We start from the raw sequence: 26,088 nt of genomic DNA on the forward strand, positions 1-26,088 counted from the left end.
AGCGCCATTTCTCAATGAAAGAAAAATCTTTGTTTTGCCTGCTTTTTTGTGTGTTGTTTTTGAGCGATTTGTCCAAAGCGCAAAAAGCAGGCAACCCGCTTATATTTGCCGACGTGCCCGATATGGCCATGATACGCGTTGGAAACTCATATTATATGAGCAGCACCACCATGCACATGAGCCCGGGACTGCCGATCATGAAATCGAACGATCTGGTGAACTGGCAGTTGGTCAGTTATGCATATGACACGCTGGCAAATATGGATGCGCTGAATCTGACCAATGGAAAAAGTACATATGGCCGTGGCTCCTGGGCCAGCAGTTTTCGATATCACAATGGGTTATTCTACGTGACAACCTTTGCTCAGACAACTGGCAAGACCTATATTTTTACGACAAAAAACATTGAAAAAGGGCCTTGGAAAATGTCCTCATTCTCGCCTTCCTACCATGACCATTCCTTATTTTTTGATGACGATGGAAAGGTTTATTTGATTTACGGAGCGGGAAAAATCAAAATGGTTGAGCTGGAAGCGGATGCTTCGGCGGTGAAAAAAGGTGTGAATGAGCAGGTTATAATTGAAAATGCCAGTTTGCCTTCCGGTACCGGCGGAGGTCTTCCGGCAGAAGGTTCACAGCTTTTTAAGGTAAACAGTAAATATTATCTTTTCAACATCACCTGGCCCAAGGGCGGAATGCGAACTGTGGTCATTCACCGGGCTGATAAAATCACCGGACCTTATGAGGGGCGTGTTGGGTTACAGGATTCAGGTGTAGCGCAAGGTGGCCTGATCGATACGCCGGAAGGGAAATGGTATGCTTATCTTTTCCGGGATTATGGTGCCGTCGGCCGCATTCCTTATCTCGTACCGGTTACGTGGAAAGATGGATGGCCGGTTCTGGGAAATGATGGAAAAGTGCCGGAAATACTTGACTTACCTGCCAGTAAGGGTTTGATGCCAGGCATCGTTGCATCGGATGATTTTTCACGTAAAAAAGGAGAACCTTCTTTACCACTGGTTTGGCAATGGAACCACAATCCCGATAATAACCTTTGGTCGGTGACAGAACGGAAGGGATTTCTGCGGTTAAAAACCGGGAGAATTGATACCTCTTTTGTAAGTGCAAGAAATACGCTGACGCAGCGTACCATCGGCCCTGAATCCTCAGCTTCCACTTTGATTGACGTTTCAAAAATGAAAGAGGGAGATTTTGCAGGATTAGGATTATTGCAAAAAAACTATGGTTTTGCAGGGGTCAAGATGGGCAACGGCAAATCGTCAGTTGTTATGGTTCGCTCTTTAACAGGTAAGGCCGAGGAGATCGAAAGTATATCATTGGCTCAAAATAAAGTCTATTTAAAAGTTGAATGTGATTTCAAAGACAAGAAGGATACGGCCAGTTTCTATTACAGTTTGGACGGCAAATCCTGGTTGCCGATTGGTAAACCATTGAAAATGTCTTATACCATTCCGCATTTTATGGGTTATCGTTTTGGACTGTTCAACTATGCAACCAAAAACATTGGAGGATATGTGGATTTTGACTACTTCTATCTGGTCGTCAATTCATCAAAATAAAATCGCATTTGTCTGTCAATTTGATTTTAATAAACAAACAATTACCCTTTCAAACCATGAAAAGATTTATATCGATTGTCACGAGCCTGATGCTGGTTGCGCTGATAAGCAATGCCCAGGAAATCCTGAAAGAAATGCCCAAAGGGTATGATGCGTTGCAGGCCGGAATTCAGACTGGAAAAATTGATTCGGTTAAATACCAGTCGAAGACGGTTGGAACTACGCGCAAGGCGCTGATTTATACACCTCCGGGTTTCAACAAAAAGAAAAAATATCCTGTTTTGTATCTGTTGCATGGCATAGGTGGAGACGAAAAGGAGTGGTTGAAAGGAGGTAATCCGAAGCTGATCCTGGACAATCTGTATGCTGAAAAGAAAATTGAACCAATGATCGTCGTGATGCCGAATGGCAGGGCAATGAAAGATGACGCGGCTACAGGAAATATCATGGCACCCGACAAAGTTGCTGCGTTTGCGACTTTCGAACAGGATCTGTTGAAAGATCTGATCCCTTTTGTAGAAAGCAAATATCCTGTTTTAAAAGATCGTGAGCATCGCGCTATTGCAGGACTTTCGATGGGAGGCGGGCAGTCGCTTAACTTCGGTTTGGGAAATCTGGATCAGTTCGCCTGGGTGGGTGGTTTTTCATCCGCGCCGAATACCAAAATACCAACTGAGCTGATGCCCAATCCTGAGGAAGCAAAAAAGAAATTGAAATTACTTTTTATTTCCTGCGGCGACAACGACAGGCTGATCACTTTCAGCAAACGGACGCATGATTATATGTTTGAAAACCAGGTTCCGCATATCTATTACATCGAACCCGGTGTGCATGATTTCAAGGTTTGGAAAAATGGTTTATACTTGTTTTCACAATTTTTGTTCAAGCCGGTTGACAATGCTTCTTTGTCAAAATACACCATTCTGGGAACGCGGGCGGCTACCAATATTCGTACAGCGCAATACCCTCAGATTCTGCCGGATAACCGGGTCGTGTTCAGGGTAAAAGCGCCGGAAGCACAAAAGGTCCAGATCGATCTGGGCAAAAAGTATGAAATGAAAAAGGATACCGGAGGTTATTGGGCCGTAACGACAGATTCTATCAGCAAAGGTTTCCATTATTATTCGCTTTTGATTGATGGCGTCGCTTTGGCTGATCCTGCGAGTGAAACTTTTTATGGCATGGGTCGCATGGCCAGTGGTATCGAAATCCCTTACCGGAATGGTGGATATTATGCGCAGCGTGATGTTCCACATGGCGATATCCGGATCAAAAAATACCTTTCAAAAACAATGGGTAACTGGCGTGAAATGTATGTTTACGCGCCACCTGGTTATGATAAATCAACAGAAAAATACCCTGTTCTATACCTGCTTCATGGCGGCGGAGAAGATCAGCGCGGCTGGGCTACACAAGGTAAAACGGATCTGATTTTAGATAATCTGATTTCGGAAGGGAAAGCCAAACCGATGGTCATTGTTATGCTGGATGGAAATATGGGAGGCTCGGGTGGCCTTGCCGGTTTCAATGAAAATGTGTTGAAACAATTTGAAAACGAATTAAAAATGGGTGCAATTCCTTTCATTGAAAGCAATTTCCGGGTTGAGACGGACGCAAAAAACCGGGCGCTAGCAGGCCTTTCGATGGGCGGACTACAAACTTTATATGCCGGAATTAAAAATACAGAAATGTTCTCCTCGCTCGGTGTTTTCAGTTCTGGCTGGTTTGCGAATAATACTGCCCTTTCTGATCCGCAATATGCATTCATGAAAACCAATGCTGAAAAGATTAATGGCAACCTGAAAAACTTCTGGATCTCAATGGGCGGTGAGGAAGATATTGCTTTTAAAAATTGCAAGATCATGCTCGCGAAATTCGATGAACTGGGCGTGAAGTACAAGTACAGCGAATATCCCGGCGGACACAGCTGGCCGGTTTGGAGACATGATTTGTTCCAGTATTCGCAGTTATTATTTAAATAAAGCTGTCGGCCGTCGGCGGTCGGCGGTGCAGCCTAGACAATCGGCAGTTGGCGAGCACTCATAGAAAATGGTCGGGTTGTGTTGTATGCAAAAATGTGACAGCCGATAGCCGACTTCCGACAGCCGAATAATATTTCATTTTTTAATCAACCTATGTTATGGTAAAATCGCAAGGATTAAAGTTTTGGTTTCAATGTGTGGCTGTATCGGCGACGTTACTTTCTTCAAATGAGATTTTGGCTCAAAAAACGCTAAAAAGTGCTTATAAAGATTTCTTTCCAATCGGTGTCGCCGTAGCACCCAGGAGTCTTACCGGGCCTGATGCCGAATTAATCATCACACAATTCAGCAGTCTGACGCCTGAAAACGCGATGAAAATGGGGCCAATCCATCCTGAACCAAACAAATACAATTGGCAGGATCCGGACGCTATTGTTGCATTTGCCCAAAAAAATGGGATGAAAGTGAGGGGACATACGTTGTGCTGGCACAACCAGACACCGAAGTGGTTTTTTACCGATTCTACCGGCAAACAGGTAAGTCGCGAAGTGCTTCTGGCACGTTTGAAACAACATATCAATGATGTGGTTGGCCGCTATAAAGGAAAGATTTATGCCTGGGATGTGGTTAACGAGGCAGTGCCCGACACGAGCACCAGCATTTATCGCCGGTCCAAATTCTATGAAATCATAGGAGAAGATTATATTGAAAAGGCGTTTGAATATGCACACGCTGCCGATCCGGATGCGAAATTGTTTTACAACGATTATAACACCGAAAGCACAGCGAAAAGAGAGAAAATTTACCAGCTTCTTAAAAAGTTAAAGGATAAAAAAGTGCCGGTAGACGGCGTAGGTTTGCAGGGACACTGGTCTATTTATGAGCCTACCGCACAGGAGCTTGAAAAGTCTATCCAACAATTTGCAAGCCTGGGTCTGGCCGTTCAGATTACGGAACTCGACGTTTCAGTCCATCCGAAAGAACATGAACGACGCGCAAAAAAGGCAACCGATACGGGTGAATTGACTCCTGAAATGGTTGAAAAACAAGCTGCTCAGTACAAAATGTTATTCGGTGTTTTCAGAAAATATAAAGGCACGGTTACGGGAGTGACTTTTTGGAATGTGTCGGACAAGTATACCTGGCTGGATAATTTCCCGGTTCCAAACCGTAAAGATTATCCTCTGCTATTCGATCAGAATTACAAGCCGAAAAAAGCTTTTGAAGGGGTTGTTGATTTTCGGAAGTGATTAGGAAATGTCAGGTGTTGTCAAGTGTGGTCAGGATTTGTCAAGTGTAGTCAAGGATTGTCAGGTTTAGTCATTTATTGTGGTTAGGAGGTAGGGGTTTTATGATGAAATGGTGATTTGTTCTTGCCTGAACAACTACTCCTGACTGCGCTAGGTGGTTTTTATTTTAGATATACAATCATTTTTTAACATGTTGATAATTCGGTATGGCACTGGCTGCTCATACCGAAATGTCAATTATCAGGCTTATTGATGAGATTTTTTACGTGTGTAATTTTCCTGTTTTTGATTTCCTGCGATCTTTCGGCGCAGATACGTTTGCCTAAGCTGATCGGTGACAATATGGTATTGCAGCGGGATCAGCCCGTTACCATCTGGGGCTGGGCGGCTCCAAAGGAAAAGGTTACGGTGACGTTGAAAAACAAAAGTTATAACGCCGTTACGTCTGCGGATGGGGAATGGAAAATTCAGTTACCTGCACAACCCGCTGGCAGTGGTTTTGAAATGGTGTTAAAAGGTAAAAATCAGATCCTTATCAAAAATATTGCTTTTGGTGATGTTTGGCTTTGTAGCGGACAAAGTAATATGGTTATCAATATGGAACGAGTGAAAGAGCGTTTTGCAGACGATATCGCTTCGGCTAATTATCCTGACATCCGCAATTTTTTCGTTCAAACACTGACCAGTTTAAATGGCCCTGAAAAAGAATTTCCAGTTGGGGAATGGAAAACGGCCAATCCCAAAGATGTGCTTACCATGGGAGCGGTCACATATTTTTTTGCAAAAGATCTTTATGATCAGTACAAGGTGCCGATCGGAATTATCAACAGCTCCGTAGGAGGTACGCCCATACAAGCCTGGATCAGCGAGGGAGGGTATAAAGATTTTGCTGATATACAGAAGATCATTGCCAAAAATAAAGACACGGCTTATGTCAGTTCATTCAAACGCATTTTTCCAAATAACAGATCACAGCCGCAGGTAACAGATCTGGGTCAGATTGAACATTGGGAAAATACTTCCTATCAACCACAAGGATGGCGAAATTTTAACATTCCGGGTTACTGGGAAGATCAGGGCGTGAAGGATTTGAACGGTTTTGTCTGGTTTCGCCGGGAGTTTGAAATTCCTGAAAATTGGATTGGGAAGCCTGTGAAACTGTATATGGGCCGCATTGTGGATGCGGATGAAATGTATGTCAATGGCAAAAAGATTGGAAATACCACTTACCAGTATCCGCCCCGCCGTTACGAGATTCCCGCCGGTTTATTGAAAGCGGGTAAAAATACATTTGTCATAAAAGTTACCAATCAGACTGGAAAAGGTGGTTTTGTTCCTGATAAACCTTATTTCATGACGGTCGATGATCAGCAGATCGATTTAAAAGGGACCTGGCAATATAAAGTTGGAGAGGTATACCAACCTCAGAAAAAAGGAAATTCTAGTAGTCCACTCGTTCATCAAAACCAACCGACAGCATTATACAACGCCATGGTTGCACCAGTGTTACCTATGAAACTCAAAGGTTTTATCTGGTATCAGGGAGAGTCAAATGTAGATAATCCGGAGCCATATAAGAAATTGATGCCTGCTTTGATCAATGATTGGAGAGGTTTATGGAAAAATCCGGATGCACCTTTTTTGGTCGTGCAACTGCCCAATTTTCAGGACGTGAATTATACGCCGGCAGAAAGTAATATGGCCTTAATCAGGGAAGCGCAAAACCAGGCGCTTGCCTTGAAAAATACGGCTGTGACGGTTACGCTGGACCTGGGAGAATGGAATGATATTCATCCTTTGAACAAAAAAGATATCGGAAAAAGACTGGCGTTGTCAGCAAGAAACCTGGCTTACAATGAAAGGGATGTGGTTTATTCCGGGCCGACGCTAAAATCACAGACTATCGAACAAGATAAAATTATCCTGACATTTGATCATATAGCCAAGGGTATAACTTCCAAAGATTCGGAATCCTTGCGCTGGTTTTCCATCGCAGATTATGATAAAAAGTTTGTCTGGGCAGCGGCGCGGATTATTGGAAAAGATCAGATCGAATTGTCGAGCGAATTGGTGAAAACGCCAAAATATGTTCGCTATGGCTGGCAGGATAATCCGGAAGGAATTAATCTTTATAATTCCGAAGGTTTACCCGCATCTCCATTCCGGACCGATGTAGAAATGCTGGACGATTCAAAACCCTGGAAAGGGAAAAAATGCGCGGTTGTGCTGACCTATGATGATGCGCTGAATGTGCATCTGGATAATGTCATTCCTGCGCTGGATTCTCTCAGTCTGAAAGGTAGTTTTTATCTGACCGCTTCATCAGATGCCGCCAGAAACAGAATTAAAGACTGGCGCGCTGCGGCAACAAATGGTCATGAACTGGGAAATCACACGCTGTATCATCCTTGTGACGCGACGGGCCCGGGTATGAGCTGGGTGAAACCGGAGTATGATCTGAGCAAATACAGTCTGGCAAGAATACAGGATGAGATCAAAATGTGCAACGCGTATTTAAAGTCGATCGACGGCAAAACGAAAAGAACTTTTGCATTTACCTGTGGACATAAAAAAGTAGCCGAAGGTGAATTTATTCAAACGCTTTCTGATGAATTCATAGCGGCAAGGGCCGTCAGACATGAAATGCATTCACTTGATGAGCAGAATTTGATGGATATCGATTGTTACGGCATGTCTGGCGAAAGCGGTGAAAAAATGATCGAACTCGTCAAACAAGCACAGCAAAGCGGTAAACTGCTGGTTTTTCTTTTTCACGGGGTGGGAGGGGAACATGCACTGAATGTTTCCAATCAGGCGCACAGTCAGTTACTGCACTATCTGAAAGAAAATGAAAAAGATATTTATGTGGATACGATGCTGAATGTGGCAGAACATATTGACAAAATGAAAAAATAATATTGTCCAGTGTTGGACTTTGCTGCTATAAAGTGCGACCCGAATTTAAGAAATATTACAAATCTGTAACTGGAAAAAATATGACTACCAGAATATACAAACTTCTACTGTTTAGCTATATCCTGATCAGTGCTCCAACTATTTCTGCCGACACTTTATCCACTGACGGTGATGACGGCTACCGGCTCTGGCTAAAATATGAGCCCGTTACGGATCCGGCTATAAAAGCTGATTACTTAAAATACACTGTATTTATTTCAGAGTCAGGTAAGGGTGACATTATGCAAAGTGCTGCCCGGGAGCTGCAAACAGGGTTGAAGGATCTTTTGGGTAAAAATGTGTCGGTGAATAATCCGGTTGGAAATAAATCCGGTGGAATTGTTTTAAGACTGGAACCCAATGCAGACATAAAACAGGAGGAAGGTTATCGTATTCAGTTGCTGGCTGGCAATATTGTGATCAGTTCAAAATCGGAAAGTGGTATTTTGTACGGTACTTTCGCCTTGCTGAGACACATGCAAATCCAGCTTTCTATCAAAACCTTGAATCTGACAAGCAGCCCGAAAGTACGATACCGCATGCTCAATCACTGGGACAATCCGGATGGAACGGTTGAGCGCGGATATGCAGGTTCTTCACTTTGGAAATGGTACGAATTGCCGGAGCGTGTTGACCCACGTTACCAGGATTATGCCCGCGCCAATGCTTCTCTGGGAATTAACGGAACGGTGCTTAATAACGTAAACGCCAGTGCGCGGTTTATGTCGCAGGAGTATATTGTAAAAGTTGCGGCGGTTGCGAATGTGATGCGGAAATACGGGATCAAAACGTATTTGTCTGTTTACTTTGCCGCGCCAAAAACCATTGGTGGATTGCCTACTTCCGATCCGCTGGATCCGAAGGTACGCGCCTGGTGGAAAGAAAAAGTAGCGCAGATCTATAAAGAAATTCCGGATTTTGGTGGTTTTTTGGTGAAAGCAAATTCGGAAGGTGAACCCGGTCCGCAGGATTATGGGCGTACCCATGCAGACGGTGCCAACATGCTTGCCGAGGCATTTCAGCCTTATGAGGGTATTGTTATCTGGCGGGCATTTGTCTACAAAGCGGATCCAAATGCGGATCGTTTTAAAGCGGCTTATGAAGAATTTGTGCCGCTGGATGGAAAATTTGATCCGAAAGTCATTGTGCAGGTAAAAAACGGGCCGATTGATTTTCAGCCACGCGAGCCGTTTTCTCCATTGTTTGGCAATATGCCAAAAACGCCTTTGGGAGTAGAATTTCAGCTGACGCAGGAATATCTGGGTTTTGCTACCCATGCCGTTTATGAAGCACCCATTTTTAAAGAAAATCTGGATTCTGATACCTATGTAAATGGAAAAGGATCGACAGTCGCGAAAGTGGTGGATGGAAGTTTGCATGGTTATTCACGCACGCTCATGGCGGGTGTGGCCAACACGGGAAACGCGAAAAACTGGACAGGCCATCCGCTTGCCCAGGCAAACTGGTATGCATTCGGCAGACTGAGCTGGGATCATACGCTGAGTTCCGAGCAGATTGCAAAAGAATGGACAGAGCTGACTTTGACCCGAAATAAAAAAGCGCAGGAGAATATTGTCGGGCTGATGATGAAATCGCGTGAAATTTATGTGGATTACAATACGCCAATCGGACTCTCGCGGCCTTGGATGGGCGTTCACTTTGCTCCCGAACCCTGGCAAAACAAAGGTTCCCGGCCTGATTGGACCGCCGTATATTACCATCGTGCAGATTCCACTGGATTGGGATTTGACAGAACTGCTTCCGGAAGTAATGCCCTTGGTCAGTACCGTCCGGAAGTGCAGCAGCAGTGGAATAATCCTGACAAAACCCCTTTGCGGTATCTTTTGTGGTTTCATCATGTAGCCTGGGACAAAAAGATAAGCAGTGAACGAACGCTTTGGGAGGAACTTTGCACCCGTTTTTACACAGGCGCTGATTCGGTAGTCTGGATGCAGCAGCAGTGGGATCTGGCCAAACCAAATCTTGATCCGCAGGTATATACCGATGTGGCCGCGCGACTGAAAGTCCAGCACAGGGAAGCGATCTGGTGGAGAGATTCCTGGGTTTTATATCTGCAAACTTTCGCAAACCAACCAATTCCAAAAGGCTTCGAGCCACCGAAGCAGACGTTGGAAGAAGTGAAAAAATCCGTTAATATTTATTTGATGAAATAAGGATAATTAATGGACATATCGGCTGTCAAACCGTGGAATAATTGACATTCTTACCCTTCATTCGAACAAATGTGCTCACTTAAAACTGTGCGCTCGCCATACCTTTGCCTACTTATTAGGTAATCAGATCCTGAGAAAGCCGGGCTGCGTATAGTGCTTTTCGAACAATACTTTCACACCATAGTAATTTCAATAAAATAATAGCAATCACGATGAAGAAAAGTCTTTTGATATTAGCCATCACCTTATTATTTCTCTGGAAAGCTTCCGCTCAGGAAAAAGTTGAGGCGGATAATAAATTGTCCAGAAAAGAAAAGTCAGAAGGCTGGAAGTTGCTTTGGGATGGGGTAACAACCAAAGGTTGGAAAAGCGGTAATTCCGAAAGTTTTCCGACAAAGGGATGGTCGGTGGATGGCGGTGTCTTGAAGGTTTTGAAGGATGGTAAAGGTGGAGATATCATCACCGATCAGAAATACGAAAATTTTATCCTAAAAGTAGATTTTAAAATTACGGATGGAGCCAATAGCGGTATCAAATATTTTGTAAACCGTGGCGGGATCGGTTGTGAATATCAGATTCTGGACGATCAGAAACATCCGGATGCCAAGGGTGGCGTTGCCGGAAATCGTACGCTGGGATCTTTGTATGACCTCATTACCGCCTCAGCCGACAAACCATTTAACAAGGAACAGTTCAATACTGCGATGATCATTGTGAAGGGCAACCACGTTGAACACTGGCTGAACGAAGTGAAGGTCGTGGAATATGAACGAAACAACCAGATGTGGAAGGCTTTGGTCAATTACAGCAAGTATAAGGAATACGCTGATTTTGGAGCTGCTGCGCAGGGCAACATCCTGCTTCAGGAACACGGCGATGAGGTCTGGTTTAAAAATATAAAAATATTAGTGCTTTAATTCGCTGTTAACCGGGAAGTTATATTCAATTAATACATCATCGAAAAATAAATTATACTTATCAATGAAGCAGTTACAGTCGCTGGATTACATCATTTTCTTTGTTTACTTCATCATTGTTTCAGTATATGGTTACTGGATTTACCACCGTAAAAAAAGCGAAGCCGCCTCCACCAAAGATTTCTTTCTGGCCGAAGGATCGCTGACCTGGTGGGCAATCGGAGCATCTTTGATCGCTTCCAATATTTCTGCCGAACAGTTTATCGGGATGTCCGGAAATGGTTTTTCGATGGGGTTGGCCATTTCAAGTTATGAATGGATGGCGGCTGCAACACTCGTGATCGTCGCGCTCTTTTTTATGCCGATCTATCTGAAAAACAAGATTTTCACCATGCCGCAGTTTCTGAGTCAGCGCTATAATCCGACAGTTAGTCTGATCATGGCGATTTTCTGGCTGGGCTTATATATACTTGTCAATCTGACTTCGATCCTGTATCTGGGTGCGCTGGCGGTATCCGGTATCTCCGGACTGGATTTCGATCTTTGTATGTGGGGACTTGCTATTTTCTCCATCATCATTACCATCGGTGGGATGAAGGTGATCGGTTTTACAGACGTTATTCAGGTATTTTTTCTGATCATCGGCGGACTCGCGACGAGTTATATCGCCATCAATCTGGTTTCTGATAATTTTAATACGACTGGTCTTTTGAACGGTTTGAAAATGATGACACAGCATCACGACGACCATTTTCACATGATTTTCAAAGAAGGCAGCACACATTATATGGAGCTTCCCGGCCTGACCGTTTTGCTCGGCGGTATGTGGATTGTAAACCTGAACTACTGGGGATGTAACCAGTATATCACCCAGCGCGCCCTTGGAGCTGATCTCAAAACAGCGCGTAACGGACTTTTGTTTGCTGCGTTTTTAAAACTTTTGATGCCTGTTATTGTGGTTCTGCCCGGAATTGCAGCCTACACACTTTACAACCAGGGATTATTTCAACAGGAAATGACTGAAAACGGCGTCATCGTTGCTGATAAGGCATATCCTGTTTTACTGAACTTATTACCGGCGGGATTGAAAGGACTTTCTTTTGCAGCACTTACCGCAGCAATCGTGGCGTCGCTGGCGGGAAAAGCCAATAGTATCTCAACGATTTTCACCCTCGACATTTTCAAAATTTATATTGGCAAGAACAAAACAGAAGCACAGCTTGTGACCATCGGCCGGATAGTGATTGTAATCTCGATGATTTTAGCGATTCTGGTTTCTCCTTACATGGGTATAGACAAGGCGGGAGGTTTTCAGTTTATTCAACAAATGACAGGACTACTTTCGCCGGGAATTTTCGCATCCTTTATTATGGGATTTTTCTGGAAACGCAGCAATTCAGCAGGAGCACTATTTGCCATCGTCGGCGGATTTATTGTCGCACTGGCGATGCACAACAACTGGCTTCCGTTCGCAGATTGGACCCAGGTTCCCTTCCTTGACCGGATGGGTTGGGTTTTTGTGATTTGTATAATAGGAATGTTTATTCTGAGTTATATTTTGCCTGACGAGAAAAAAGGATTGGTGATTGATCCGTCCATGTTCAGAGCGCAAAAGGGTTTTGTATTTGGGGCGGTAGTTATCTTGGTTATGCTGATTGGTTTATATATTTATTTCTGGTAGATTTTTTTCAATTGAAGTTTAGAAAGTTAGCCCTGGGAGAAGTTTTCCTGGGGCCTTTTTTTTGTGTTAATTTGAAATTCTGTGTCACGATAATCAATCATCTTTTTTCCTAATCCAGCGGGCAGTACTGACCAGCAGTATTAAGTTCAGCAGTATCGCGAAATACCAAACCCAGCTTTTGCCTTCGCCTATCTTGTTAAACAGGAACCCTGACAAGAACCCGAGACAACTCAAATAGATTATCCGGGCATTCCTTGATACCAACATATTTTTAATAACCATTACCATTTTTCTGGGATCGTTTTACAAATAACAATTAAAAAAAGGGCTAAGATTTGTTCCTCATATTCAATATTAGAAGAAAATGACGAAAGCACCTGATATGAATTTTAAACTTTATTATAAACTGAAAAAACTGGTGCGCCGAACAATAGTAAGGCGCACCAGTTTTTTTATCAATTTCTACCTTAAACCTTCATTTTTTACACGCAAACAAAATATTTAATCCCTTACAAATGATCCCGTAAAGTTATCCAGTCGATATAAATACATACCGGGACTAAGAGCTGAAACATCAATGATATTCTGTCCATTTCCTTTAAGGTCAGTCTGGCGAATTTCCTGGCCAAGCATGTTCAGGATGGTCAGTTTCCCGGCAACTTTATTACCCTTAAGATCAATTGTGAGCATGTCCCTTACCGGGTTCGGATATATAACTACCGGCATTGCATAAGTATTATTTACCGATTTTACCTGAGAATACGCGTAGGTTCCGTCCAGATCCGTTTGTTTTAAGCGGTAATAACTTATGCCTGCGAGTGGGAGAGGGTCAGTTGCGGTATAGTGGTTTTCGGATGTGCTGTTAACTTTACCCTCAATGAATGCTATTTTCTCAAACCGTTTTGCATCGGTGCTTCGCTCAATGTCAAAGCCTGCATTATTCTCTTCTGAATAGGTGGTCCAGTCCAGGCGTACGCTATTTTCGATAAACTTGGCATTAAACATTCCCAAACGAACGGGTAGGGCACTTTCATCCAAAGTCAGTTCAAGGCTCGTCGCCGTAGTAGGCAGGCCCAGTGCAAGGTATGCGCCAAAGGAATTGATCGTCGGTTGGGACGCACCGGTTGCCCTTGTGAATGTGACGGTTCCGTTGTTATTGGTAAGATAATAACCATTGACTGGTGTTTTAATTGCGATAAAAACGCCACCCGTTATCCCGACCTGCATATTACGCGCCGCACTGGCCTGGATTTCGCCGTTTGCCGAACCTTGTCTCAGGTTTGCAGAAGAAGCAATAGCACCAGTTCCTTCAAATGTGAAAGCCCCCACGCCATTAACCAAAACGGGCGTATTGGCTGGAATTTTAGAGGTTGTAATAATTTTACCAACGACTTTCGGATCTGCAAATTCCAGCGTATAAGCTTTGACGCCTGTTGGAATGTTGGATTCAAAAGGTAAAACCAGCATTCTCATCCCGTTTAGCGTAACGCTATAGGTAGCAGATGTAGCGGTGAAACCCATCGGAGGGTAAAAATCTCCACCCATATCACTGAGTTCAAGTTTTTCCGCAATCGTTCCGTTTACAACGTTTGTTTTGTTATTCAAAACACTGCTTGGTGTGTAAAATACGCTGTTTTTGTTGGCCGCAGCAGCATGCCAGTCAGTTTGTGGATCAATATCGGTTGCCTCGGTAAAATCAAGAGAGGTATAACCAGGATCGTCAAGACAGTCTAAAAGGTAGCTATCCGAATCACCGTAAATGCCTGAAAATTTATAACCTTTCTCACTACCAACTGCCAGATAAACATCCTGGAATTTGAAGGTAAGCAGGGAGCTGAAATTATTATTATACATCGATATTATCCCCGTAATGCCATCTGGAAGCACATCTTCTGAAATGTCGAAAACCCAGTCGAAATTATCCCTTCTCGCAAAATTAATCGTACCATAATTATGTGAAGCTACTGCACCCGCCTTATTGACATAGTACAGCGTGGCATTACTTGACGTGTAGAGATTACTGGATGACAAACTTTCTACACGGAATACCAGTCGGTTAAATTTTCCGGTGAGCTGCAAAAATCCATTACTGGCATCTTTATTGGCACTAAAAAGTGGCATGTCAACTTTATGCCCAGCTGTTTTACCGCTCAATTGATAGGCGGTTCCAAAGGTTGGGTTGGTAACAGTCTGTGATTCTATTTTTTGGTAATTAATCAGCTGGCTGACCATTTTAGAAACTTCCCGCTCTCCGCTTTTATCAAACACAAGTGTAGTGATGCTTGATGCGCCGATGGTTACGATTGGACGGGCCGTCTCTCCTGTAAATGTGATGTTGTTTTCTACCAAACTTGTGGTTTCTGTGGTAGTTATTGCTTTTCCGGAGGTGGAAAGAAATGGCAAATCCACAGATAAATTGTAGGAATTCGCAGAAGAATTGATCACCATAACAAACACTTTGTCGCCAGCTTCCGAAAGATAGGAAGATCCGCTCAATTGGCCTGTATTATCGTTCCAAGTGTTTTGGATGCGCTGTGAACCCGTGACATATTTTGCATAATGGGAGAGAATATTTCCCCGTTTGTTTATCTCTCCTGCAACCGTTCCAAACTGTCCGTCACCCATCATGCCATAATAACGCTTGGTAGCATAATGCACCCATGCGTTTACGTTAGCGAGCATAGCATCATTGATCTTCGTGGCAAAATCGAATGCTTCGCTCTGCCAGTTGTAATTCCTGGCAGTTCCGCTCGAATTCCAGTTGATCAGAAATTCTGTCATCCACACTTCTTTCCCATGAGCCTGCACATTTAATAAGCCGGGTTGGATCGCCCCATACTGGTGGCCTCCGAAAATCTCAAAATTGGCCAAAACCGCAGGATCCAAAAAAGCGTTGGCGTAAGTATCAGTAATACCCACGCTTTCAGGAGCAATAACTTTACAATTAATTTTGGCACCCTGCTCTTTAATGAACTTGGCCATTTGAGCAGGCGTCCAGATACAACCGGCATAGTCTACCTGGTAATCAGGTTCATTTTGCAGTGAGATGGCGTACAGGTCAACGTTGTTGGTTTTGAGATAAGTTACGAAGTTATCCAGATATTGAGCATAATCTGCATAATGTTCCTCTGCAAGATAAACGGGCCTGACAGTACCAGTTTCATCCGTATAACGGGAGGCGGTTGTGTTATAGGTTTTCCATTCTGCGGGCATACTCCATGGAGATGCAAATATTTTCAGCCCGAGAGACTGCGCCAGTTGAGCAGTGCTAAGCGCTTGCGGCCAGTTTTCCTCTCCGATCGGGATGTATATACGCATGATGTTATAACCTGCTTCACTATTCTGTCCCCACATCTTTCTGATTTCGTCATCAGTCATGTGATTGTAGCCAAACTGCGGACTATTTACAAAGCCGCCGAAACCTGTAATTTTCTGATACGAAACGTCCTTGTTGAGCTTAATAGTTGCAGTTTTTGCCTGTGCAAAAACTTGGTGATGAAACATGCTCAAAAGTACCAATAAAATTGCTTTTTTGAAAAGTCTGAGTATTTTTCCCGTCATTGTTTTAAGAGATTAATGGTTAGTAGTTATGTCTTTATAAGGTTTTCGGAGGGAATTTTAATTTGAAGCTTCGGGAGGATTTATCGCAGCTGAATGCGATCAGAATTTTACCATATCTATAATTTGATTAATAAAAAATGTAATTTTATTTAGCAAATTAAGGGAGATAAGAAATGAAACTATGACACAAATCGTCAAATTTCGGGTAGGAATGTTTGACTAGGTAAAAAAATGTGGCTATTGTTCTGGTTTTTTTTATTCAAAGTGAGGCGTCCAAGAATTTTGGAGAATCCGCAGGGGTATTAAAGTATTTTCGGCGTGTAATTTTTACCGCAATCGAAAGACATATATTAAAGAAGGGTTATCTTTTATGAAAAGCTTAAAGGCAGTGAATTGTTCAATAAAATTTTTATTCCTTTCGAATTTACGTGATCGTTGCTGAAAATAAGTTGTTTAACCTAAAACAGACGAAACCGAAATACTTCTTCTGTAAATCCCAGGCGGGCGCCCGGTAAATTTTTTAAAAGTTCTGCTAAAATGGGAGAGGCTTTCAAAGCCGGTAAGTTCAGCAATTTCGGAACTGGATGCGTTGCTGGTGGCCATGATGTGTACTGCCCGTTCGATGCGCGTCTGGTATATGTAGGACAGAGGCCTGGTTCCGCAATATTTTTCAAATTGCCGGGAAAAATATTCTGTGTTTAAGTTGGCTCTTTCTGCAAGTATTTTAACACTGAGCGGTAAATGCAGATTGATATAAATGTAACGCATCGCGTCAAGAATTTTGACAGGTATGATCCTGGTATCCTCCGTCTGGAACATTTCCAGCATAGTAAACCTGGATAATAATTGAAAAAGAATACCCTGCGTTTCAAGGAAGTTTGAAAATTTCTGTTGATTATTAAGTTCCTGATATTCTTTGTAGTATATATTTTTTTCATATACTTCCGGATTGTCAGAACGGTTGATTCCTCTTCCGGGATTAATATCCACCAGTCGTTGAAAATTGATTTGGTCGATATCACCGGCCTTCACTTTATGAATATTTCTCAGATGTGAAAATAACGAAACACCATTATCTGACTCTTCAAAAAACTGAACAAAATACTGGCTGAGATAGGTGTCACAAACCAGATTACAAAGAGTATAGGAAGGAATAATATAAAGATAGCCAGCTTCCAGACGCAGCGTTTTAGAAGTATCTGAAATTTGCCCATCGCCTCCGTCAATGTAATAAATACGGTGATATGGGCTGATTACATTTTTGTAATTCCACTTCGAATCCAGCTTTAGATGGTCAGTATTGAGCAGGGAAAGCGTTTGCTTCAAAAATCGTTTATTCATTATTCATGACAAAATAGACCTGAAATTAGCAAAAGTCTGTTTAAGTCAAAAGAAAGTCTGTTTTGGTGTTATAATTGTTAAACGAGCCAAGTAGTTTTGACATTCATCAGAATGCAAAAATGAATCTTGTTCCGGAAAGATTTACGGGCAGATCCGGAAGGCTAAAATGCGCTTAATTAAAGTAAAAATAAACAGCATCAGTATCAGAATATGAAAGTATCCAGTATCAAAGAGAATACAATTAAAAGTGATTATAGCATGGGTAAAGTAATACTTTCAGCGTTGCTTGCTGTGTCTTTCACAACCGCCATATTTGGTCAGCCAATGGCACCAAAGGCTGTCGGACCAGTTCCAACCGAAAATCAACTGCGCTGGCAGAAGATGGAGTATTATGCATTTATTCACTTTTCAACCAATACCTTCACGAACCAGGAGTGGGGATACGGAGCGCCGGAAGATGCCAAACTTTTCAATCCTACCAATCTGGATTGTGAGCAGTGGGCGCGCGTTTGTAAAGAATCCGGGATGACTGGTATTATCCTGACAGCCAAGCATCATTCAGGTTTTTGCCTTTGGCCAACAGAAACGACAGCATATTCTATTAAAAACAGTCCCTGGAAAAACGGGAAAGGTGATATCGTTGGCGATCTCGCCAAAGCATGCCGGAAATACGGTCTTAAACTTGGTATTTATATTTCACCCTGGGATAGAAATAATCCAAGTTACGGACTTCTTGATGCCGATGGAAGTGCACCTTATGTAAAGAATATTTTCAGAAAACAGATTGAAGAATGTCTTACCAAATACGGAGACATATTTGAGATCTGGTTTGACGGAGCCAATGGGGGAGACGGATATTATGGCGGCATAAACGCTAACCGTATGATAGACCGTAAAACTTATTATGACTGGAAAAATACGTACAGCATGATCAGAAAGTTACAGCCAAAAATTGTTATCTGGAATGACAATGGCGACAGAGCGGATCTTCGCTGGGTAGGTACTGAATCTGGTTATGTAGGAGAAACAAACTGGAGTCTGTTGAATGCAACCGGTGATGTTCCTGAAGATATGCTGCGGTATGGTGTGGAAAATGGAAATGCCTGGGTCCCTGGTGAAGTAAACACTTCCATCCGTCCGGGTTGGTTTTATCACGAAAGTGAAGACAAACGTGTGAAAAATCTGCCTAAATTAATGGAAACCTATTACAAATCGATTGGCCGGAACGGTACGTTTTTGCTGAATTTCCCCATTGATAAAAGAGGTTTAATTCATGAAAATGATCATAAAGAAGCCGTTGGTCTGGCGAATGCGGTTAAGGAGGCATTTGCGGTAAACCTTGCTGAAAAGGCAAAAGTTTCAGCAACCAATTCACGTGGCAAGGATAAGAAATTTGCTCCTGAAAATGTGCTTGATGGCAATACGGAAAGTTATTGGTCTACGGATGATCAAACAAAATCAGCATCATTAACCCTCGATTTCGGAAAACCCACGAGTTTCAACAGGTTCACAGCGGAAGAATATATCCGTCTTGGGCAACGGGTGAAGGCTTTTAAGATTGAGGCTTTGGTCGACGGACAATGGAAAGAACTGAAAGACCAGCTGGTATCTCCCGACCGGCCTGGAACTACAACCATTGGTTACAGGCGCATCATCACTTTCCCAACAGTAAAAGCTACCCACCTTCGTTTTACAATTACAGACTCGAAGGCTTCTCCACTGATATCCGGGATTGGGGTATATAACGCGCCGCAGATTCTGGTGCCGCCTACCATTGTTCGGGATAAATCCGGGACCGTTCATATCACAGCCGGAGACAGGGAATCGGAGCTTTACTATACGATTGATGGATCACAGCCAACAACATCTTCAAAAAAATATGCTGGTCCGGTTGATACGGATGGGAACAAAGTTACAGTCCGGGCAATGGCCTATGATGTTGCCAGTAAAAAGAGCAGTGATGCGACAGAAGAGATTTACGACATAGCCAGAAAAGATTGGAAAATCGTAAGCCCCGGTAATGCGAAGTCTGTGATTATCGATGGAGATGTTAATACATCCTGGTATCGTGATAAGGATGCTCCGTCGCCGGATGATTTGGTGATCGATTTGGGGAAAATGCAATCGTTGACAGGATTCCGCTATTTCCCGGGCGACAGAAGCGGCGGGGTAATTACGCATTACGAGTTTTATGTATCCAAAGATCAGGATAACTGGACAATGGTAAGTTCCGGAGAATTTTCGAATATCATCAACAACCCTTTCTTGCAGATCAAAAATTTCGATCAGACTGAGGGACGTTATATCAAACTAAGAGCATTGAAAACTTCCGGGGGAAATACCGGTTATGCAGAGTTAGATGTTGTTACAAAATAGAAAGGAAAAAGAGAGCGTCAGGCCGGTTTTTCCCAGTCCTGTGCTCTCTTTTATAAAAGAGTTTCTTGATATTTTATTAACTTCCAAACCTACTATTGCTGAACATCTTTAATATAGTTCGGCGATTCGCAGTCCTGCCAGTATTCGACAATTTTCACCATAACCTGTTTTAGCTTGTCATAATTACTTGGCTTAACAAAAAAGCCCTGGATCGACCTTGAATAAGCATCTATGACATGTTTCTGTTCGGCAGATGTAGTAAAGAAAAGATAAGGAATGGATTTTAATCTCAGGTCTTCGTTGTTGTGAATTTTGTCCCGTAATTCCATCCCGTTTAACTTGGGCATATTAATGTCCGATAGAACAAGAAATGGCTCTACTTCTGTTTCAATTAGATAATTCAAAGCCTGAACTCCGTCGTCAAAGAATACTAGTTCGTTTTTGTAAGGAAGTTCAGCAAAAATTTCCGTCAAAATTAGCTGGTCATCGGGATCGTCTTCAATTATGACGATTGGTCCATTTTTGTTCATGATAAAGAAGTTGATTTGTGAGTAGTATCTGGGGCGTATTGTTGAATGCCGGCCGATTAGACGTGTTTATATTGATTGCGAATTACATTTTGTTCACAATAAAAACAAGATAATGCACGTGGCAGCCAAGTTATAACAAATACCATAAATCCACAAGTGTAAAATTTTCGATATCATTATCATTTTTGGTGAAATGTCCTAAGTAGGCCAAAGCTATGTTTTTTATTCTCCAGACTTAACCGACTCCAACGTTTTGATTATGGAAGTTTGAAACTTCTCCGGTTCGTCCTTATGAATTTGATGTCCGGACTTTTCAAACAAAAACAGATCTTTCTTAGGCGCTGTCAAGTTCTCAAAATAGTCTTCTGTGATTTTAGTAGATGTCTGAATATCGTTCTGTCCAACGAAGAAATAAATTGGACATTTTACTTTTTTTAGAGTTTTTGGCAGATCAACATTCATTACTTCGTTCCATACCGGCGACCAGGTTTTTGACCATTGAAGGAAACCGGTTTTGAAATCATCGCTTGTCACATATTCCTTTCCTTCCTTGTAAAAAAGCCATTTTCTCAAAAAAAACAAATCTTCGTCGGCTTTGAAAGGAATATTTACGCTCGCTAATTCATTACTGGCTATGGCGTTTTCTTTGAAGTGAACTTTCAAATATTTGAGCAATTCTTTCTCACTCTCCAACTGACTGACAACAGGATTTACGGCAAAATAAGAATGTAATATTTCAGGGTGTTTTTCGACAATATAAAAGCCTAGAACGTTTCCCCAGGAACTGCCCAATAAGTATATTTTTTTCTGGTTTAACTCATTGGTAACAAACCGAATAACTTCATAAGTATCCTTTTCCATTTGCTCAACCGAAGGTTTGGTTGGCGACGGATTTAATTTCAATGTTTTTCCGGCATCCCGTTGATCCCATTGAACAATCGTAAATTTATTTTTCAGGATATTTGAATAAGATTCTGCATTATTCATCATCGAGCTTCCTGGGCCACCTGCTAAAATAAGCAGTACAGGTCTCTTGTCATCATCGGTTTTTATCTCTATAACCTGTTTTATTCCGCCAATTTCAGGGGTTAGCAGTGTGTCAATTTTATGTGAAATGCTGTTGGTTACAAATTCTTTGATATTCTGTCCTTGGCATCCATAATATGGTAATAATATTGCCAGAATAACTGTTAGTAGGCTTTTCTTCATTCTTGCGGTTTGGTTAGAGGGAAATGATTTACTGTTGATGGATTTACGTCGGGCATAAATTTTATCACAAAATCGGACAACATCGACGCTACCAAGTTTATTTTAATTCAAAAAAATAGCTTTGAGCATCGTTGGATGAATATCGCAACGAGCTATAACAACGAAGGGTATTTTTAGTGGAAATTTTTTGTTAAGCCTGCTTTTTCGGATTCTTCACAAGAAAATAGATCGCGAACAAAAAGGTTATGATGTAGATAATGGCCAGTCCGGTGTTCTTAAATTTCAGAGTTTCGAAATCGAATTGTTTAAATAGAGTGACACCCAGAATGATTGCTATGATTGTAAATGTAAAGGTTAGTACATTTTTGCTTTCCATATTTTCTATTGTTGAAGGTTTGAAACTAAAACTAACGATTATTTAGATAATACTTAAATGTTCCCGATCCCATGAGCGATCTAATTTTTTTAGGAACTTGCATTTTTTGGAAATCGAAGAATAAGTTTAGGAGTGATTTTCGGGAATAAAAACGAAAGCGGCCAAAGTTTGCACTTCGGCCTGAATAATGAACAAGACTTATCAATTCGGTTTTTATTGCGGAATTTGTTCAATCAGAATTTCATTTCCTGCTTTGTCATAATAAGTGCAAGTCATTCTATCCATACGGATTGCCCATTTTTCAATGCCATAATTTGCACACATTGTAATGAAAGTCAGGAAATCGGTTTTGCCTTGCTGATGCGCAACGAGCTCCGATTTGAATTCTTCGCCATTGGAATGGTCAGCAATAATTAATGGGTCATATTTCGCAGGCACTTTTGCGATATGATCGTTGGCTCCATGATAGTCAATATGTCCGTCTGTTACATAGGCTTCATAATGCGTAACTCCTAAGGCTTTGATTTCTTTGACATACGACGGGAATTCTGCGCCCGACTTTACTTTGCTGTGTGCGGCTTTGATTTGTTCTGCTGTAAACATTTTTCTTTGTTTTAAATGTTAAACGATTGTTGAATTACACGCAACCATAATAAAGATTACTGTACAAAGATTGTAATGCTAAAATATCTGTCATTGTAAAAAATCGTTTTTTACAAAAATCGTTTGAAGTTTTCAGGCGTGTCGCCGGTAAATTGCTTGAAATCTTTTATGAAGTGAGCCTGATCAAAAAAGTTGTTTTCATAGCAGATTTCAGTGAGCGTTTTTGTCTCATTCAGATTTTCAAGCACTGTATTGAAACGAACAATGGAAGCAAATTTTTTGGCTGTTGTGCCAACCACTTTTCTAAATCGTTTCTCAAACGGACTTTGGCTGATGGATAATTTTTCGTTCAGTTCTTTTATACGGATTGTTCCATTCGTTTTGTAAATAAGTTTTACCGCTTCAACAATCAGTTTGTCGGTCTGGATGTCTTTGAGATGAGCTAATAGAAATTGCTCAACCAGATTAATTCGCTGTTTGTCGGTGGAAGATGTGGCCAGTTTTTCCTCGACTTCGTTGACACTTTTTCTATCAAAAACGTCATCAAGGGAAAGGCTTAAATTAAATAATTCGTTGGCAGGATTTGATGCGAAATGAGTGAAGCCAATTTCAGTGAAATAAATCAATATGGTTCCTATGTCAGCCGAGTTTTTGAAAATTTTATAACCATCAGTAAGCCCGGTAATTCCAGCGGAATTCAGCTTGTTTTCTATGCTGCTATGGATAGTTGCCAGTTGTCCTCGGTACTGAAAACCAATAACGAGCCCGGATGATGGAAAAACTTTGTATTCATTTTCCAATTCGTTCTCCGACACTACAAAATATTTGATGTAGGGTTTAAGTCTCTCTGTCGGATCATGTTTTTCAAATTTCATGGGTTTGTGCGTGTGTAATGGTTTTAACCTAAATCATACCAGTTTTTACGTAGTAAATTCATTTTTCAGTTGAATGTCTGTCTGAATTCCAGCGGAGAAAGTTTGGTTTTCGTTTTGAATAACCGGCTAAATGATTGTGGAAACTCAAAACCCAATTGATAAGCAATTTCTGACACTGATAAACTGGAAGAGGATAATTTTTCCTTTGCCGTTTCAATAAGCTTATCATGAATATGTTGCTGCGCATTTTGTCCCGTAAAAGAACGCAGCATATCACTCAGATAACTCGGGGATATATGTAATTGTTCTGAAAGATTTTGAACCGTAGGAATTCCTGACATCATCGATTTTTCGTTGCTGAAATATTCGCTCAAAATCTCTTCAAATTTTTGGATCATGTCATTATTAACCGCTTTTCTCGTTATGAATTGACGTTTGTAAAAACGATTTCCATAATTCAATAATAATTCAATTTGCGAAATAATGACATCCTGACTAAAATCGTCTATTCTGCTATTTAATTCATCGTCGAGTATCGCAAAAATTGATAAGATGGTATTTTTTTCTTTGTCTGACAAATACAATGCTTCATTTGCAGTATACGAGAAAAACCCGTATTGTTTTATTTTTTTCGCCAGAGGGTATGTCAAAAGAAAATCGGGATGAATAAGTAACAAATTGCCACTCGCCTGGTTACTGCCTGGACTTTCAAAAATTTGATTTGGGGATGTGAATACCAAACCGCCTTCTCCAAAATCGTAATAATTTTGGCCGTATTTTGCTTTGCCACAAGTATTTGTCTTGTAAGCAATTTTATAAAAATTCAATATGATTGAACCGGGCAAAACATTTTCCGGTATCTTCATATCCTTTAAGTCAACGAAACTTATCATCGGGTGCAGGGGCTTTGGCAGCCCGAACACCCGATGAAAATCTGTCAAAGATTCGAATTTGTAAAACGAATTTTCTTCTTTTTTCATCATGCAAGTTTACGATTTACCAGGGACATTCGCCTGTTTCCGGGTTATGTTCTTCGCTGATAAATTTGCCAGTCGGTCCGTCTTCGCCGATCATGACATATTTAGCAATGCGTGTGCCCGCTTCTTGAACCGTGCCTGTCCCGCGATGACCATTAAAATCAGTTGCCACGAAGCCAGGACAAACGGCATTTACCTTAAACTTAGTGTCTTTTAATTCGTAAGCCAAATTGATGGTATACATATTCATCGCGGCTTTTGATGCCGGGTAAACTGCCGCCTTGTGCGTGTAATATTTCCAGGTAGGGTCGCAGTGCAAGGTAAGCGAACAGCCACTGGAAGAAACATTGACGATGCGTGGCTGCGGCGATTTTCTTAACATTTCAATAAAAGCCTGCGTTACTCGCGCTACGCCATACACGTTGGTTTCGAATACCTGCTTAAACTGGTCAATACTTGCTTCCAGAGCAGCTTGTGGCCATCCGCCGTTGATGCCGGCATTATTGATGAGCGCATCCAGAGCTTCAGTTCTTTTTCCAATTTCAATGCGGGCCATTTTGACGGATTCATCATCGGTTACATCAAGCTGTATGGCTTCTACATTAGATAACCCTTCGGCTTTTAGCTTTCCTGCTGCTTCCAAACCATTCTCAAAATTTCTACTGCCTAAAAAAACAAAATATCCGTTTTGCAAAAGTTGCCTTGCTGTTTCATAACCGATACTCTTATTTGCTCCTGTTATTAATACGTTTTTCATTTTTTGAGTTTTTAATTGTTATAAGCCAGAGCAAACTGTTTTGCAAAATCGGTAAGTTTAGTTTTACCAAACGCAGGTTTATGGCGATAAAAGTCTTCAAATAATAAACCACTGCGCTGACTTGCCTGCATTTCCACCATGCCGCTGGCAATTTCCGGATTTACACCCATCGCCAACATCCCATCCAACATCTGTTCATCAGAAATTTCCAGCCATTTCAGATCCGGTTTTCCGATGGCTTCTCCTAAAATTTTGGCAATCTCATTTGGCGACGCTTCATCGCTGGCTATATAACGAACCGTTCTGCCCTGAAAAGGCAATTCCATTTCTTCGACAATTGCAGATGAAATATCCAGTGGCGACACCCAGGGCTCTTTTTTATCACCACCGTAAGTAGAGATAATCGCACCCTTTTCTTTAATGTTTTTCAGTGACCTGAATAAGTTGGTATAGAAACCGACGGGGCGCATAAATTTGATGGAGACGTCATCGGGAAGCTGTTTCAGGATATTTTCAACGTCATAATGAACCGAGAGTGATCCGTATCCAGTAGCGCTATGCGCGCCGACACTGCTTAAATGCACAATGTTTTTTACGCCGGAAGCTGTAACTGCTTTTTTGTAATTGTTGCCAATTTCATGAAACCCGGCTGTGAAATCAATGTCTTGGTCGAAGATGCTGCCGATGCCTTCCCACGCTTCCATCAGATAGACAATATCTGCGCCTGTAAAAGTCTTGGTAAGAAAATCAGCATCTTTCATTGATCCGATTGATGCTTTGGCTCCCAATGTTTCAATGTCTTTTAGTCTTTCGGCTTTACTGCTGATAACTGTTACAGTATGTCCTTTTTGTACCAATTCTGCTGTAAGTGGTTTTCCAATGTTCCCCAAAGAACCTGTGATTACGATGTTCATATTTCTGATTTTTTTTGTTGATGCAAAGTT

17 protein-coding genes are annotated in these 26,088 nt (G+C 41.8%); 8 read left to right on the plus strand and 9 right to left on the minus strand.

All coding sequences use genetic code 11. The features are described 5' to 3' along the window. Positions 1–14 precede the first annotated feature (14 nt). The 7 genes from L0657_RS08560 to L0657_RS08590 all read left to right on the plus strand — a co-directional run bounded on the left by L0657_RS08560 (position 15) and on the right by L0657_RS08590 (position 12,539). The gene (locus tag L0657_RS08560; protein WP_235150167.1) at positions 15–1,580 is read left to right on the plus strand and encodes a glycoside hydrolase 43 family protein; all 1,566 of its coding nucleotides are present in this window, start codon (positions 15–17) and stop codon (positions 1,578–1,580) included. Positions 1,581–1,636: 56 nt separating this feature from the next. After that, a complete protein-coding gene (locus L0657_RS08565; protein WP_235150168.1) occupies positions 1,637–3,562 on the plus strand; it encodes an alpha/beta hydrolase-fold protein in 1,926 nt (641 codons plus the stop codon). Between the two features lie 158 nt (positions 3,563–3,720). Beyond that, positions 3,721–4,812 carry an endo-1,4-beta-xylanase gene (locus L0657_RS08570; protein WP_235150169.1) on the plus strand — a complete coding sequence of 364 codons (1,092 nt, stop codon included), beginning with the start codon at positions 3,721–3,723 and terminating at the stop codon, positions 4,810–4,812. A gap of 252 nt (positions 4,813–5,064) precedes the next feature. Next, positions 5,065–7,728 carry a sialate O-acetylesterase gene (locus L0657_RS08575; protein WP_235150170.1) on the plus strand — a complete coding sequence of 888 codons (2,664 nt, stop codon included), beginning with the start codon at positions 5,065–5,067 and terminating at the stop codon, positions 7,726–7,728. Between the two features lie 80 nt (positions 7,729–7,808). Beyond that, on the plus strand, positions 7,809–9,941 hold the full coding sequence (locus L0657_RS08580; protein ID WP_235150171.1) for an alpha-glucuronidase family glycosyl hydrolase: 2,133 nt from the start codon (positions 7,809–7,811) through the stop codon (positions 9,939–9,941). Positions 9,942–10,153: 212 nt separating this feature from the next. Further along, a complete protein-coding gene (locus L0657_RS08585; RefSeq protein WP_235150172.1) occupies positions 10,154–10,858 on the plus strand; it encodes a DUF1080 domain-containing protein in 705 nt (234 codons plus the stop codon). A 64-nt stretch (positions 10,859–10,922) separates the two neighbouring features. Next, the gene (locus L0657_RS08590) at positions 10,923–12,539 is read left to right on the plus strand and encodes a sodium:solute symporter family transporter (RefSeq protein WP_235150173.1); all 1,617 of its coding nucleotides are present in this window, start codon (positions 10,923–10,925) and stop codon (positions 12,537–12,539) included. Between the two features lie 501 nt (positions 12,540–13,040). Here L0657_RS08590 and L0657_RS08595 read toward each other — a convergent pair. Then, positions 13,041–16,100 carry a T9SS type A sorting domain-containing protein gene (locus tag L0657_RS08595; RefSeq protein ID WP_235150174.1) on the minus strand — a complete coding sequence of 1,020 codons (3,060 nt, stop codon included), beginning with the start codon at positions 16,098–16,100 and terminating at the stop codon, positions 13,041–13,043. Between the two features lie 453 nt (positions 16,101–16,553). After that, positions 16,554–17,441 (minus strand): AraC family transcriptional regulator, encoded by an 888-nt coding sequence (locus tag L0657_RS08600; RefSeq protein ID WP_235150175.1) that lies wholly within the window; start codon positions 17,439–17,441, stop codon positions 16,554–16,556. 210 nt (positions 17,442–17,651) lie between these two features. On the opposite strand from L0657_RS08600, the gene L0657_RS08605 reads away from it, so the two are divergent. Continuing rightward, a complete protein-coding gene (locus L0657_RS08605; RefSeq protein WP_235150176.1) occupies positions 17,652–19,817 on the plus strand; it encodes an alpha-L-fucosidase in 2,166 nt (721 codons plus the stop codon). Between the two features lie 92 nt (positions 19,818–19,909). Here L0657_RS08605 and L0657_RS08610 read toward each other — a convergent pair whose 3' ends face one another. From L0657_RS08610 to L0657_RS08640, 7 genes are all read right to left on the minus strand, one after another. After that, a complete protein-coding gene (locus L0657_RS08610; RefSeq protein WP_235150177.1) occupies positions 19,910–20,347 on the minus strand; it encodes a response regulator in 438 nt (145 codons plus the stop codon). A 222-nt stretch (positions 20,348–20,569) separates the two neighbouring features. Then, the gene (locus tag L0657_RS08615) at positions 20,570–21,556 is read right to left on the minus strand and encodes an alpha/beta fold hydrolase (RefSeq protein ID WP_235150178.1); all 987 of its coding nucleotides are present in this window, start codon (positions 21,554–21,556) and stop codon (positions 20,570–20,572) included. Between the two features lie 589 nt (positions 21,557–22,145). Next, entirely contained in the window at positions 22,146–22,535 is a 390-nt protein-coding gene (locus tag L0657_RS08620) for a DUF1398 domain-containing protein (protein WP_235150179.1), read from the minus strand. Positions 22,536–22,645: 110 nt separating this feature from the next. After that, positions 22,646–23,410 carry a helix-turn-helix domain-containing protein gene (locus L0657_RS08625; protein ID WP_235150180.1) on the minus strand — a complete coding sequence of 255 codons (765 nt, stop codon included), beginning with the start codon at positions 23,408–23,410 and terminating at the stop codon, positions 22,646–22,648. 65 nt (positions 23,411–23,475) lie between these two features. Beyond that, positions 23,476–24,393 (minus strand): AraC family transcriptional regulator, encoded by a 918-nt coding sequence (locus tag L0657_RS08630; protein ID WP_310588266.1) that lies wholly within the window; start codon positions 24,391–24,393, stop codon positions 23,476–23,478. 13 nt (positions 24,394–24,406) lie between these two features. Continuing rightward, positions 24,407–25,144, minus strand: coding sequence for an SDR family oxidoreductase (locus tag L0657_RS08635; protein ID WP_235150181.1), 738 nt, complete (start codon positions 25,142–25,144; stop codon positions 24,407–24,409). Between the two features lie 11 nt (positions 25,145–25,155). Next, complete coding sequence (locus tag L0657_RS08640) at positions 25,156–26,058, minus strand: NAD(P)H-binding protein (RefSeq protein WP_235150182.1); 903 nt, start codon at positions 26,056–26,058, stop codon at positions 25,156–25,158. Positions 26,059–26,088 lie beyond the last annotated feature (30 nt).

Source organism: Dyadobacter sp. CY345 (assembly GCF_021502725.1).
Classification (GTDB): domain Bacteria; phylum Bacteroidota; class Bacteroidia; order Cytophagales; family Spirosomataceae; genus Dyadobacter.

Coding starts and splice junctions, on each gene's coding strand:
- L0657_RS08560 (WP_235150167.1), top strand. CDS start 15: ATGAAAGAAAAATCTTTGTTTTGCCTGCTTTTTTGTGTGTTGTTTTTG.
- L0657_RS08565 (WP_235150168.1), top strand. CDS start 1,637: ATGAAAAGATTTATATCGATTGTCACGAGCCTGATGCTGGTTGCGCTG.
- L0657_RS08570 (WP_235150169.1), top strand. CDS start 3,721: ATGGTAAAATCGCAAGGATTAAAGTTTTGGTTTCAATGTGTGGCTGTA.
- L0657_RS08575 (WP_235150170.1), top strand. CDS start 5,065: ATGAGATTTTTTACGTGTGTAATTTTCCTGTTTTTGATTTCCTGCGAT.
- L0657_RS08580 (WP_235150171.1), top strand. CDS start 7,809: ATGACTACCAGAATATACAAACTTCTACTGTTTAGCTATATCCTGATC.
- L0657_RS08585 (WP_235150172.1), top strand. CDS start 10,154: ATGAAGAAAAGTCTTTTGATATTAGCCATCACCTTATTATTTCTCTGG.
- L0657_RS08590 (WP_235150173.1), top strand. CDS start 10,923: ATGAAGCAGTTACAGTCGCTGGATTACATCATTTTCTTTGTTTACTTC.
- L0657_RS08595 (WP_235150174.1), bottom strand. CDS start 16,100: ATGACGGGAAAAATACTCAGACTTTTCAAAAAAGCAATTTTATTGGTA.
- L0657_RS08600 (WP_235150175.1), bottom strand. CDS start 17,441: ATGAATAAACGATTTTTGAAGCAAACGCTTTCCCTGCTCAATACTGAC.
- L0657_RS08605 (WP_235150176.1), top strand. CDS start 17,652: ATGAAAGTATCCAGTATCAAAGAGAATACAATTAAAAGTGATTATAGC.
- L0657_RS08610 (WP_235150177.1), bottom strand. CDS start 20,347: ATGAACAAAAATGGACCAATCGTCATAATTGAAGACGATCCCGATGAC.
- L0657_RS08615 (WP_235150178.1), bottom strand. CDS start 21,556: ATGAAGAAAAGCCTACTAACAGTTATTCTGGCAATATTATTACCATAT.
- L0657_RS08620 (WP_235150179.1), bottom strand. CDS start 22,535: ATGTTTACAGCAGAACAAATCAAAGCCGCACACAGCAAAGTAAAGTCG.
- L0657_RS08625 (WP_235150180.1), bottom strand. CDS start 23,410: ATGAAATTTGAAAAACATGATCCGACAGAGAGACTTAAACCCTACATC.
- L0657_RS08630 (WP_310588266.1), bottom strand. CDS start 24,393: ATGATGAAAAAAGAAGAAAATTCGTTTTACAAATTCGAATCTTTGACA.
- L0657_RS08635 (WP_235150181.1), bottom strand. CDS start 25,144: ATGAAAAACGTATTAATAACAGGAGCAAATAAGAGTATCGGTTATGAA.
- L0657_RS08640 (WP_235150182.1), bottom strand. CDS start 26,058: ATGAACATCGTAATCACAGGTTCTTTGGGGAACATTGGAAAACCACTT.